This is a genomic window from Desulforhabdus sp. TSK (genome assembly GCF_022836495.1).
In the GTDB taxonomy this organism is placed as follows: domain Bacteria; phylum Desulfobacterota; class Syntrophobacteria; order Syntrophobacterales; family Syntrophobacteraceae; genus Desulforhabdus.
Window position 1 is genome coordinate 32,289 of record NZ_BQXM01000039.1, and the last position, 11,693, is coordinate 43,981.

Below are 11,693 nucleotides of genomic sequence, written 5' to 3' on the forward strand. Positions count from 1 at the left end.
CGGGGTCCAGTAAGTTTTTATTTTCCTGGATTACGGCTTTCGCCGGAATGACGAAAAATGGTTGAGTCAACAACCCTGGTACTCGCCTTATCCTATTTCACCAGCATCACCGGGCAGCGAGATAAAATCCCCACCTTGTAACTGATGGTCCCCCAGCCCTGCAGGGTGTTGTCCACGTCCACCTTGTGCGAGCTCAGAATGATCAGATCAATGGCCTGGTCGCTGGCGAAATTGATGATCTCCCGCACTCTCCTTCCGTAAGTGATCTGCATGGCGATGGTGGATGCGCTCTGAGGGTAGCGGCCGACCATCTGCTCCATTTTTCTCCCTGCGCGGCGTCCCAGTTTTTCGTAAAATTCCTTGAAGTCGTCGGATTCCGTATCTTGAATGACTTCTATGACGTGAAGAAGCGTCACCTGGGCCGATTCACCGCAAGCAAGCTTGATGGCAATCTCCAGGGCATGCAGGCTCCTCTCCGTCAGATCTGTCGGGACGAGAATATGTTTGAACATTTCAAAACCTCCGCTCCAACTTTTCGCACAATCCATGGGATCAGGCTGATTTTAAATTTTTCTCAGAGAATGCACAACCGGTATCCATTTTCCTCAAGGGCCTCTGAAATCTCCCGAATATGCTCGGGGCCCCTCGTTTCGAGCTCGAGCTCCACGTGGCTGAGGTGAATGGGAATGTCCCGCCCCGTGCGCTCGTGGTAGATGTGCAGGACGTTAGCTCCCTTGCGGGCCACAAGGGAGAGAATCTGCATGAGAGACCCCGGCACGTCTTCAAGACACACCGAAAAACGCAGGATGCGCCCACTGCGGACAAGACCCTGCCGGATGACACGATCCAGAAGAGGACTGTCCACATTCCCACCGCTGATCACCAGGACCACCCTGCTGCCCGGTAGAATCTCGGAATCCTTGTTGAAAAGCGCGGCCAGAGGGACGACTCCCGCTCCTTCAGCCAGTACCTTTCGTCGTTCCAGCAGCAGGACGATGGCTGCCGCGATCTGCTCTTCCTCCACCAGGACGATTCGATCCACGTGCTCGCGAAGGATCTTGAAGGGGATGTCCCCGACCTGCGTCACAGCGATGCCGTCGGCGATGCTTTTTGCGGCTTCCACCCGTGCAACCCGCCCGTCCCTGAGAGCGTGATGGGCCGAGGGACATGCAGCTGCCTGCACTCCAAGGATGCGGACCCTCGGGCGCATGGCCTTCATGGCCGAAGCGATCCCTGCCATGAGCCCGCCTCCGCCGACGGGCACGAGAACGGCATCGACATCGGGCAGGTCTTCCAGGATTTCCAGTCCGATGGTCCCTTGTCCACAGATGATGTCCGGGTCGTCGAAGGGATGGATGAAGACCCTGCCTTCCCGAGCGAGCGTTCGAGCCTTCTCGATGGAAGCATCGATGCTTTGCCCTTCCAGGATCACTTCTCCGCCGTAGGCTCGTGTCGCTTCCTGCTTGGAAATGGAAGCCCATTCCGGCATGACGATGGTGGAGGGAAGTCCGGCTCTCCCGGCTGCCAGGGCCACTCCCTGGGCGTGGTTGCCCGCCGATGCCGCCACAACCCCCGTGCAGGAATGATCCTTCAGGAGGGACTCGATCCTGCATGTGGCCCCGCGCAGCTTGAAGGAGCCCGTCTGCTGCAGATTCTCCAATTTGAGGTACACTTCCGCGCCGCTCATCCGGCTGAAGCTCGCCGAGTAAATCAACGGGGTTCGAATCACCTTCCCGTGGATGATCCGGGATGCCTTTTGGATGTCTCTCAGTGCGATCATGCCTTCGGGTCCCCTCCCTCCAAAGCCGTCAGACTTTTTCCTTGGCAATGGTGAATACGAAATCCGACCCGTCCGGTCTGGCCTCGTACCAGATGGTGCCGCCGTGCTTGTTGATGATTTCCTTGATGAGATACAAACCCAGGCCGATGCCGTCGCGCACGGGGCTCCCATCCACCTGGACCCGGCCGAATTTCGTGAAGAGCCTGTCGCGATGCTCCTCGGGAATGGGACTGCCGCTGTTGTAGACATTCAGCCGGTAGTGAGAGCCATGGTCCTGAAATCCAAAGGCGATGCGGCACCCCTTCCCCCCATACTTGATGGCATTTTTGAAAAGGTTCCTGAAAACCGCTTTCAACCAGATTTTGTTGGTGTGCACGGGGATGGTTCCCCCGGGAATAGCTCCGAAAAAATTGTCGATCAAGATGCCCTGCTGTTCAATATCATTGGACAATTCATCCAGGACGGGATCGATGATGTCCTGTCTCAGGTCCAGCGTTTCCAAATCCATTCGGCTGAAGGAGCCATCGACGGATTGGGCCTTACCCAGAAAGTCTTCCGCAACCCCGATCACCTGCGAGACCCTGGACAACAGGTCCTTGACGGTATTGGTCACGCTTTCATCCATCTTGCCGTACGCTCCCCGCAGGAGGAGCTTCAGTGTCGCCCCGATGGACACCAGGGGTCCTCGAATGTCGTGCGACATGAGCATCAACATCTGCAGGATGTGTTCATTGAGGGTGCGAATCCGATCTTCAGATTCCGACAATTCCCGGTTTTGTCTTTCAGCTTCAATGAATGCCGTCTGCCAGTGACGCAGCTCGGAAACATCCGTCAGCAGCCCTTCGTAGGAGACGCCGCCGTTGGTGTCAAACCAGTAGTTGGCGGTGATGCTGGCGATGAAACGACTGCCATCCTTCCGCTTCAACTCCACTTCGTAGTCCTTGATGTAACCGTCTTCCTCGAGCTTGTTCCGCAGGGCCTCCAGATCTTCCGGGTCTTGAAAAAGGCGTTCGATGGATTCCAGCTGCAGCATCTCTTCTGGACTGTCATAACCCAAAAGATCGGCACCAGCCTGGTTGATTTCGATGAAGCTCCCCTTCCGGTTGACAATGAACCGCATGTCCTGCGACGCATTGAGGAACCTTTTGAATTTGAGCTCCATTGCCTTCAAATGCTCCAGGCAGCTCGACACTCTGGATCCGTTGACGTCCGGGACCTGCGGCGCAGCCGATTCAGAGGGACGTGCCTGATGCTCTGGTTTCATGACCATAACGAGCTCACCTGTTCTGAGACATACCGGCAGCTGGAGCCGGCATACCCCTTCAAATTCTGCATATCCGACTGTAATCGATGCAAATATCGGAATCTACCCCATTTTCGTATCGGAGAGAAAGAATGATGCGATTGGCTCTTTCTTCAACCTCAGGGACCAACTCCACCAATGCCTTCAAGGACTTGATGACTTTTTTGATCTGCTGCTTGTGGCAAACAGGAAGCTCGGGATGGTCCAGGATCTGGAGAATATCCTCCAAGAAATTCAGCTTGTCGGGTGTGAAGTAGATATAGGCCACCCTGGCCCATTTTTCGATGAGATCTCTGGGCAGGTGGTCCAGTTTATCAATGAGCTGACGGTTCTTCCCCATATGGAGGGCTTCCTGCAACTGGTCCAGGAGCGTAAGGATTTCGTCCCGGTCCTGATGCCAGGCATGAGAGCACTTCAACAGGCGTTCCCAGTTGGGCTTGATTTTGTGGTAGATCCACTGTTCGCTCTGTTCCGGAAGCAACGAAAGGGACGCCAGCTCCGATTGTTCGCGCAGGAGGAGCCGGCAGACAGGCAGGCATTCATCCCCGTTGCGCAGGTTGGGCATCTGCGAGCGGATCAGTTCACTGAGGCGGCCCAGAAGGGAGGCCTTGGACTTCAGGTGGGGAAAGGACTTGCTCAAAAGCTCTTCCCACTCTTCACGCAAAACGCCGATCTCGGCATTCACCGCCGCAAAGACGAATCCAAACTTGGTGAGGGTATTGCGAAGCTCATGGGCCAGAAGCTCACCGCTTTTGAGCTGGCGGCGGGTGAACTCCTGTTGGGAACGGAAGAGTTTTTCGCGGAGCTGGAGTGAGAGGAGCTCTGTACCCAGACTTCTGGAGAGCTCTTTGATGATGCGCGTGGATCGGTCATCCCGACGGATGGAATAGGGCATGAAATGGATTTTGATGACGGCGGAAACGACATATTCCGAGTCTTGCCAGATGGGATTTCCTGCCCAGTCTCGAGGATATTCCACAATGCCCTGCCCTCCTCCATACAAATCGCTTTTGCGTACCAGGACGGGCTCCATGTGGTAGAAGTCTTCGATTTCACCCCTCAGCTGCTTCCCGACACTGCGAACATCCTCGAAGGGGTTTTCCGCCGTCCAGCTTTTCTGCTTTTCCACACACCACCCCATGGCTTCCAGTACGTGGTCCGGACGGTCGCGGTACTGCTCCCAGCTCTTGCCGGGGGGGTTGTAATCGGAGACGGCGGGCAGGCCCCATTCTATTTCGTCGGTCCCTTTCCTTCGAATGCCGGAAGTGACGCGGACGGCCTGGAGCTTGGGAATTGGCCCCACCCTGTATATGGTTCCCTTGGTGGCATTTTCAAGGCAAAAGAGAATTGTTTTGATCATGTTCTTACAGGTATTCTCGAGCAGGTCCTCCATCATCGTCATTCCCATCTCCCCGAGGCGAAGAAGGTTGTCCGTGAAATCAGGCACAGGAAGGAAATCTCCACTCAGCAACGGTCCATAGGACTGGAAACCCGGCTTCCCCTCCACAGGCTTTACGCCTCAAGCGGATGGGGAATTGTACGCGAATCACAAGGTTTTATCAAGCTCGTGAAAAATGAGGATTACCCGGAGGGAGACGCTGTTGGCGAGAGTGGAAGGCAGAGCCCACCATGGAAACAAAAACGGTCGGGAGGATTGCCTCCCGACCGTTGGACTCTCTCATTGAACCGAATGGAGTCGGTCACTACAGCTTTTTAACATTAACAGCCTGAGGCCCTTTGGGACCACGCTCGACTTCAAAACTGACCTTGTCCCCCTCCGACAGGGAACGAAAACCTTCTGCCTGGATAGCGCTATGATGTACAAACACATCGCCCTGATCCTGTGTTTCGATGAAACCATAGCCCTTCTTGTCATTGAACCATTTCACTCGGCCTTCAGGCATTTCGAATTCCTTTCTTCAGTGCTGTTTTCTGCTGTTGTGCGGCTCACTACCGTGAAGCACTTTCCGAGCCTCCCCCACACGACTCGACCGGCACGCTCACGACTTCAAAATAGCAGGCCTAATTCTATAGATAACGCCAAAAAACATTAGCTTATAACTTTTTAGGTGTCAAGCAAATGAAAGCTCTAATTGAAGTTTTATTTGTGGCATTGCGCAGAATAAACACATAACACAGGGGCCACCTGCTGCGGAATCATATGGAAGGCGTCTCCGTACCTCAAAAGTCCACCATGAACCTGGATTCATAGACGTCGAGGGTCCCATCCCCGTCCAAATCTTCACGGTGGTCAACGTTGGCACGCACATAATTGAACATCACGCGCGTGTTGGGATTGAGGTACCAGTTCAGGCCGGCGGTGAAATTGTCTTCCTCGCCTCCGCGAACGCCGGCATCGTTGTCCGTCAGATCGATTCTCGAATACCGTGCCGCGACCTCCCATGCCCCCCATCCACATTTTTTGATGCTGAAGTTGTTGAAAGGTTTGACGCGGTCGAAAGCCCCCGTGCTGGGCTTGTAGGCCCTGTGCTCACCCGTGATGAAGTAGCTGGCATAGATGTAGAAACCGTTGAAGGTGGGATCATCGAGAAGGTCCGAGTCTCCGGATGCGTTCACGAAGGTCTGAAAATATTCCCCCTGGAGTGAGAAAGGGCCATAGACCAGGGCAAATTCAGGGTTGATGACATCGACCCCGTCTGCCGGCATATTCCCGGTGTCGACAGTATTCAGGTCCGTCAGATGCGTTTCGCGGCGCGTTCTGAACCTGACGGGGTTGTTGTCTCCAGCACGAAACCTGTGATTGTAGCTCAGCCCCAGGTGGACGAGCTCCCTGCCCTCTTTCTCATACCATGGCAGTCCCGTGATGCGCCCACTGACGTTGTAATCCGAATAGTTGGCAAAAGCATCGCCGAAGTTGTCCGTATCCTCGAAGGTGCCGACCCCCCAGGTCATTCGGCCGTCGAGGGCTGTGTGGATCTTCTCTTCTGCACATGCGTCTTGCAGAGGAGCAGCGGGTATCCACTGAATCATCGGGACGACGGTGGGTCGGCCCCAAGGTAAGGGTTGACTGAACTGACAGCCTTGAAGGAAGAAAACAGCCGAGATTAGCAAAAAAACGGAGGGATTCAGCCGTAGACGGTCACATAACTCGATCAACCGATCTGCAGCCTCAATAGTCTGAATCGTGACATTTTTTCGAACAGGTGCATGACACGGGAACGTGAGCTGTCACCATCTGCAGGGTTTCTTCAAATCATCGAAAGTCCGAACACGAAATAAGTGGACGTCAGCCCCATCTGCCTCACGTAGCCGGCGTCAGTCTTTGGCAAGCATGACACTGGTTGCCTTGATCAAAACCTGGATGTCTTCGCTGACCTTCACATCCAACTCCTGGACGGCATCCGTGCTGACGAGGGCAGTGACGACATTTCCATTCCCTATGTCGACCTTCACCTTCGCCATAACCATACCCTCCTTCACTTCGGTCACCTTGCCTTTCAGGATGTTTCTCGTGCTCAGCCTCATGCAATACATCCTCGTTGTGTGGGGGAGAAGAAACCGGCGGGCCGATGAACCCTAAAAGGTCCGTCCCTCGGCATCCAGCCTGGAAGGGATCTTTGCGTTTCTCCAGGGGAATGTCAAGAGGTATATGTGCCTGAATTCCCATATTGTCGTAACAGGCGGGAAGCCGACTCACGTGGAAAACTGCCGTGAGATTCCCTGGCGATTTCGCTTGACTCTTCTCCCTGCGTTCCTGTACTGATAGGACATTTATGTCACGTTCGACATAATGTAGCGGGCAATGATTGCAAGGGCGGTCCTGCTTGTTCCGCCGCCGGTTTTGGATGTGTGCTTGGTCCGCGTTTGATGGCGTCGGGAGATCCGTCGGCGCTGTCCATCATTGACTGCTGGGCCGAAGGAACGGGTTGTTGCAGTCCTTTTATCTGTCTGTTGATATGTCTGCATGTGCACAAAGGAGGTACCATAATGGGAGTGGTGAAGCTGACCATAGATGGCAGGGATGTTTCAGCTCCGGCTGAGAGCACCATCCTGCAGGCGGCTCAAAGCATGGGGATCAGGATCCCAACGCTTTGTTTTCATGAAAGATTAAAACCGGCAGGATCCTGCGGCATCTGTGTTGTCGAAGTCGATGGAAATCCAACCCCGGTGACTTCCTGCAACACGCCTGTTTCGGAGGGGATGACGGTCACTACGCATTCGGAGCATCTCTTTTCCATTCGCCAGGAAATATTGAAAGGGATCCTCGCGCATCATCCCCTGGATTGCCCCATCTGCGACAAGGCGGGTGAGTGCCTGTTGCAGGACCTTGTTGTTGAGCACGGCATTACGGGAGTAGAATCGCCGACGCCGACGACAAAATTCACTTCGGCCTACAGCAAGACCATGCTCAAATCCTGGCCGGAACGCTGCGTGTTGTGCCTCCGCTGCGTGAGAGCCTGCTCGGAGATACAGGGGCATTATGCGCTTTCGGTCACGGAAGGACCGGATGGCCCCCAGATTTCCTACGACGCCGATAAATGCGTTTCATGCGGCGAATGCATCCAGCTGTGTCCCACAGGCGCCCTCGTTGAGAAAAAGACGGACCTGCGCTGGCGAAATTGGGAAATAGAAAATAAGGTTCGAACCACTTGCCCGTATTGCGGTGTTGGATGCCAGCAACTGCTCCATATCAAGGACGGCAGGATTGTCAAAGTCACCGGTGTGGAGGATGCCGAGCCCAACCAGGGCCGGTTGTGTGTCAAGGGAAGATACGGGTTCGATTTCATTTATTCCGATGAGCGATTGAAAACACCGCTGATCCGAGAGAACGGCGGGTTCAGGGAGGCCTCGTTCGATGAGGCGACCCGGCTCGTCGCCAGGAAATTCAAGGAGATCATCGCCGAGAGCGGCCCCGACGCCATCGCCGGAGTCAGTTGCTCCCGCAGCATCAACGAAGATTCCTACCAGATGCAGAAGCTCTTCCGCGCGGTCATCGGTACGAACAATATCGATAACTGCGCACGTACCTGACACGCTCCAACGGTCGCCGGGTTGGCGACCTCGTTCGGTTCAGGTGCAATGACCAATTCGTTCAATGAATTTGCCAGGGCCAAAATGATCATGGTGATCGGGTCCAATATGACCGAGGCCCATCCCGTGGCGGCGACGTTTATCAAAAATGCCGTGGCAAACGGTGCGGAATTGATCGTCGTCGATCCGCGCAGGCATAAGCTCTGCGACTACGCAACGCTCCATCTGCCTCTCAAGGTCGGCAGCGATATCGCTCTGCTCAATGCCATGATGCATGTCTTGATCAAAGAAGACCTCTACGACCGTCGCTTTGTGGAATCCTGCACCATGGGCTTCGATGAAGTCAAAGAAAAAGTCATGGAATACCCGCCGGAGCGCGCGGCAGAGATCTGCGGCATCGACGCCGAGCTCATCCGGAGCACGGCACGGCGCTTTGTGTCCATTAAGCCGGCAATGCTCTGTTACACCCTGGGAATTACCGAGCATACCTGCGGCGTCAACAATGTTTTGACCGTGGCCAACTTCCAGATGCTCACAGGCAATATGGGGATGGAATGCGGTGGCGTCAATCCGCTCCGCGGCCAAAACAATGTTCAGGGTGCCTGCGACATGGGGGCCCTGCCCAATGTCTTTCCGGGATATCAGGCTGTCACCAATCCCGACGCCCGTGCGAAATTTGAAAAGGCATGGGGCGTGAAAAATCTCCCAGGGAATGTGGGATTGATGATTCCCCAAATGATGGAAGGCCTCGTGGACAAGAAAATCCGGGCTTTCTACATCTTTGGAGAAAATCTGGCCAATACGGAGCCCGATATCCACAAGGTCGAGCACGAGCTCTCATCTGCGGAATTTCTTATCTGCCAGGATATTTTCCCCAATGAAACCACGCGCTTTGCCCATGTGATTTTTCCAGCTGCAGCGTGGAGCGAAAACGAAGGCACGTTTGCCAACAGCGAACGGCGCATCAGCCGCGTCCGCACTGCCAGTCCACCTCCCGGGCTGGCCAAGCCGAACTGGTGGATCTTCAAGGAGATCGCCAAAAAGATGGGTCATGACTGGGAATCCGACAGCGCCCAGGAGCTCTGGGACAACGAAATATCCGTCCTGGCTCCCAACCTCATGGGAATCAAGTACCGGCGCCTGGAGGGGAATGGGCTCCAATGGCCGTGTCCTCACGAGGAGCACCCGGGAACCTGCTTCCTCCACCAGGATGGAGAGTTCACCTGCGGCCTCGGCAGATTCACTCCGGTTGACTGGACACCGCCTGCCGAGGTGCCGGATGCAGAATATCCCTTCACCCTCTCCACGGGAAGGCGGCTGTACCACTACCATACGAGAACGCAGACCGGCCGGTGCGAGGGGCTGAACGACCTCCTCGGAGAAGAGAGCGCGGATATTTCTCCCCAGGATGCAAGCACCATGGGCATAGAATCCCATGAGAAAATCAAGGTGAAATCCCGCCGCGGCGAGGTCATCGTCAAGGCCAGGGTGACGCCGGAAGTGCCGCCCGGCATGGTGTGGATGGCATTCCATTTCCGGGAAAATTGCGCCAATTGGCTCACCAACGCGGCATTTGATCCCGTATCCTTCACTGCCGAATACAAAGCGTGCGCCGTACAGATCGAAAAGCTGTAAAGGCTGTCGAGTCCTAAAAATGAAAGAAGGGGGAACCGTTCACGGCAGGAATTCTGCTGATGAAGGGAACGGTTCCCCCCCAGTTCGTGATCATCCAGATGGGCTGAAGCTTCCATAGACCTGCCTCTGAGCCTGCCGAACTCTTGATTCCACTCGACCCTCCTTGACTTTGCGGTACCCTCCCCCTAAGATGACGTCGCTCATGGTGATGGCACATCCCTGCCAAACAGGAATGATCATGGAAATTTCAATCACCCCGGCTCGTCCGGCGGGCAAATCGGAAGCGAGGTGAGTCATGTCGAAGCTTGTAAAAGAAGAGAGTGAGGCGGGAAGGCTCCACATCGAATCCCCGCTCATGGGTGAATCCCTGGTGAGCAAGGAGTTCCTCAAGAGGACCGAAAGCAAAGAATACTTTCGCATGCAGCCCGAGATCAATGTCATCAAAATTGGGGGGCAGAGTATCATCGACCGGGGAGCGAAAGCGGTACTGCCCATCGTCGATGTTCTTGTGGAGGCGAAAGAAAATTACAAGATCATTTTGATGACCGGCGGCGGTACGCGTGCCCGTCACGTCTACAGCATCGGAATCGATCTCGGCATGCCCACCGGTGTGCTGTCAAAGCTGGGCGACAAGGTGTCCTGGCAAAATGCGGAAATCATGAGCGTGCTCCTCAACAAGCACGGAGGGGTCAAGATCGGCCACGGTGACAACCTGGAGCAGCTCACCATGTTCTGCCGGCGCGGATACCTGCCCATCACCTACGGAATTCCACCCTACGGTTTTTTTGAGCACCCCGCCGAATACGGCTCCATCCCGCCGCACCGTACGGATTGCGGAGCCTTTCTGCTGGCTGAGAACATAGGGGCTCGCTCCCTCATTTACTTGAAGGATGAGCGAGGGCTCTTCAGCAACGATCCCAAGAAGGTTGCAGAAGCCGAGCGTAAAAATCTCAAGTTTTACGACAGGATTTCCGCCAGGGAGCTCCTTGAGCTGGACTTGGACGACCTCATCATCGAGCGGCCGATCCTCACCCTGCTGCAGCGAGCAAAATGCCTCAAGGAGCTCCAGATCATCGATGCCTTGAGCCATCCCGAGCATATCCTCGATGCCCTGGAAGGAAAGCACGTGGGCACCATCATCTACAAGGAAGAATGATCCGGGATTCGGGCGGGTATTCCAGAAATGCCCCGTATGAAGCAGGCCGCTCAATCGCCTTTTTCGCCGCCCTGCTCCGCCTGCTTCCCCTTTTCCTCTTTGCCGCCCATGAGGACGACCACGTCGGCACCGGTGACCGCCGCCAGCTGGTCCAGCTCTCTTTTGCGGATGTGCTCCACATAGATCCTGAGGTTGAGGTCATGGACGCCGACGACGCGATAGCGTGGCTTCTTTTCGCCGGCTTCGATCTTACGCCTCTCACGCACGAAAATGGTGGGCATGGCTTTCTCCTTTGCGGATGTTGTGGACCGGTTGTCCTACGGATCTGAACGTCTTGGACTGAGTTCAACTAGAATATATATCCTTATAGGATATAGGTCAAGAAAAGATATGCCCAATCCACAGAACAAAAGCAAACCAGGGCGCCCCAAGCAGGGAAAGCGCGAACGCTACATTCAGCCATCCATCCTGCTGGGCCTCTACCCCAGGCCGTCGTACGGATATGAGCTCATCCAGAGCATTCAAAAGTTCGGGTTTGTGGAAGGGCAGGCTCCGCCGGGAATGATCTACCGGCACCTGCACCAACTGGAGGAGGATGGGTGGGTCTCTTCAGAGTGGAATACGGAGGCGGGTGGGCCGGCCAAGCGTATGTATTACCTCACGGAAGAGGGCAAGGAGATGCTGGCCCTCTGGGTCGATTACATGGACCGGCAGGCCAAGACCTTGAGTGCCTTCGTCGAGCAGTACCATGCGGTTCGCAGCGAGGAGAACGGGAGGCCGCAGTAGCAAATTTGGCCAGGATGCCCGCAGCCCCCTTCTGTTGCAGG

11 protein-coding genes are annotated in these 11,693 nt (G+C 55.3%); 3 read left to right on the plus strand and 8 right to left on the minus strand.

The annotated features are described in order from the left end of the window. Positions 1 to 92: 92 nt before the first annotated feature. The 7 genes from MWC30_RS18395 to MWC30_RS18425 form a co-directional block, all read right to left on the minus strand. The gene (locus tag MWC30_RS18395) at positions 93 to 512 is read right to left on the minus strand and encodes a universal stress protein (RefSeq protein WP_244085667.1); all 420 of its coding nucleotides are present in this window, start codon (positions 510 to 512) and stop codon (positions 93 to 95) included. 62 nt (positions 513 to 574) lie between these two features. Further along, positions 575 to 1,780 (minus strand): threonine ammonia-lyase, encoded by a 1,206-nt coding sequence (ilvA, locus tag MWC30_RS18400; RefSeq protein WP_244085668.1) that lies wholly within the window; start codon positions 1,778 to 1,780, stop codon positions 575 to 577. Positions 1,781 to 1,808: 28 nt separating this feature from the next. Continuing rightward, complete coding sequence (locus MWC30_RS18405) at positions 1,809 to 3,050, minus strand: PAS domain-containing sensor histidine kinase (RefSeq protein ID WP_244085669.1); 1,242 nt, start codon at positions 3,048 to 3,050, stop codon at positions 1,809 to 1,811. 52 nt (positions 3,051 to 3,102) lie between these two features. Further along, complete coding sequence (locus tag MWC30_RS18410) at positions 3,103 to 4,485, minus strand: hypothetical protein (protein ID WP_244085670.1); 1,383 nt, start codon at positions 4,483 to 4,485, stop codon at positions 3,103 to 3,105. 301 nt (positions 4,486 to 4,786) lie between these two features. After that, on the minus strand, positions 4,787 to 4,987 hold the full coding sequence (locus tag MWC30_RS18415) for a cold-shock protein (RefSeq protein ID WP_244085671.1): 201 nt from the start codon (positions 4,985 to 4,987) through the stop codon (positions 4,787 to 4,789). 277 nt (positions 4,988 to 5,264) lie between these two features. Continuing rightward, entirely contained in the window at positions 5,265 to 6,074 is an 810-nt protein-coding gene (locus MWC30_RS18420) for an OprO/OprP family phosphate-selective porin (protein WP_244085672.1), read from the minus strand. 285 nt (positions 6,075 to 6,359) lie between these two features. Next, a complete protein-coding gene (locus tag MWC30_RS18425; protein ID WP_244085673.1) occupies positions 6,360 to 6,569 on the minus strand; it encodes a molybdopterin-binding protein in 210 nt (69 codons plus the stop codon). Between the two features lie 462 nt (positions 6,570 to 7,031). On the opposite strand from MWC30_RS18425, the gene fdhF reads away from it, so the two are divergent. Together fdhF and MWC30_RS18440 are read left to right on the plus strand one after the other, a co-directional pair. Beyond that, positions 7,032 to 9,710, plus strand: coding sequence for a formate dehydrogenase subunit alpha (gene fdhF / locus MWC30_RS18430; RefSeq protein ID WP_254006173.1), 2,679 nt, complete (start codon positions 7,032 to 7,034; stop codon positions 9,708 to 9,710). 295 nt (positions 9,711 to 10,005) lie between these two features. Continuing rightward, the gene (locus MWC30_RS18440; RefSeq protein WP_244085674.1) at positions 10,006 to 10,866 is read left to right on the plus strand and encodes a uridine kinase; all 861 of its coding nucleotides are present in this window, start codon (positions 10,006 to 10,008) and stop codon (positions 10,864 to 10,866) included. 50 nt (positions 10,867 to 10,916) lie between these two features. On the opposite strand, the gene MWC30_RS18445 is transcribed toward MWC30_RS18440, so the two are convergent. Continuing rightward, positions 10,917 to 11,147: a hypothetical protein gene (locus tag MWC30_RS18445; protein ID WP_244085675.1), complete on the minus strand. Its 231-nt coding sequence runs from the start codon at positions 11,145 to 11,147 to the stop codon at positions 10,917 to 10,919. 109 nt (positions 11,148 to 11,256) lie between these two features. Between MWC30_RS18445 and MWC30_RS18450 the strand changes: the two genes are divergently transcribed. Next, positions 11,257 to 11,652, plus strand: a complete 396-nt coding sequence (locus MWC30_RS18450) for a PadR family transcriptional regulator (RefSeq protein WP_244085676.1) — start codon at positions 11,257 to 11,259, stop codon at positions 11,650 to 11,652. Positions 11,653 to 11,693: the final 41 nt, after the last annotated feature.

Excerpts from the sequence above, each read along its gene's own strand:
- MWC30_RS18425 (WP_244085673.1), bottom strand. The coding sequence starts at position 6,569 with ATGAGGCTGAGCACGAGAAACATCCTGAAAGGCAAGGTGACCGAAGTG.
- ilvA (WP_244085668.1), bottom strand. The coding sequence starts at position 1,780 with ATGATCGCACTGAGAGACATCCAAAAGGCATCCCGGATCATCCACGGG.
- MWC30_RS18405 (WP_244085669.1), bottom strand. The coding sequence starts at position 3,050 with ATGGTCATGAAACCAGAGCATCAGGCACGTCCCTCTGAATCGGCTGCG.
- MWC30_RS18440 (WP_244085674.1), top strand. The coding sequence starts at position 10,006 with ATGTCGAAGCTTGTAAAAGAAGAGAGTGAGGCGGGAAGGCTCCACATC.
- MWC30_RS18395 (WP_244085667.1), bottom strand. The coding sequence starts at position 512 with ATGTTCAAACATATTCTCGTCCCGACAGATCTGACGGAGAGGAGCCTG.
- MWC30_RS18450 (WP_244085676.1), top strand. The coding sequence starts at position 11,257 with ATGCCCAATCCACAGAACAAAAGCAAACCAGGGCGCCCCAAGCAGGGA.
- MWC30_RS18415 (WP_244085671.1), bottom strand. The coding sequence starts at position 4,987 with ATGCCTGAAGGCCGAGTGAAATGGTTCAATGACAAGAAGGGCTATGGT.
- MWC30_RS18445 (WP_244085675.1), bottom strand. The coding sequence starts at position 11,147 with ATGCCCACCATTTTCGTGCGTGAGAGGCGTAAGATCGAAGCCGGCGAA.
- MWC30_RS18420 (WP_244085672.1), bottom strand. The coding sequence starts at position 6,074 with ATGATTCAGTGGATACCCGCTGCTCCTCTGCAAGACGCATGTGCAGAA.
- MWC30_RS18410 (WP_244085670.1), bottom strand. The coding sequence starts at position 4,485 with ATGACGATGATGGAGGACCTGCTCGAGAATACCTGTAAGAACATGATC.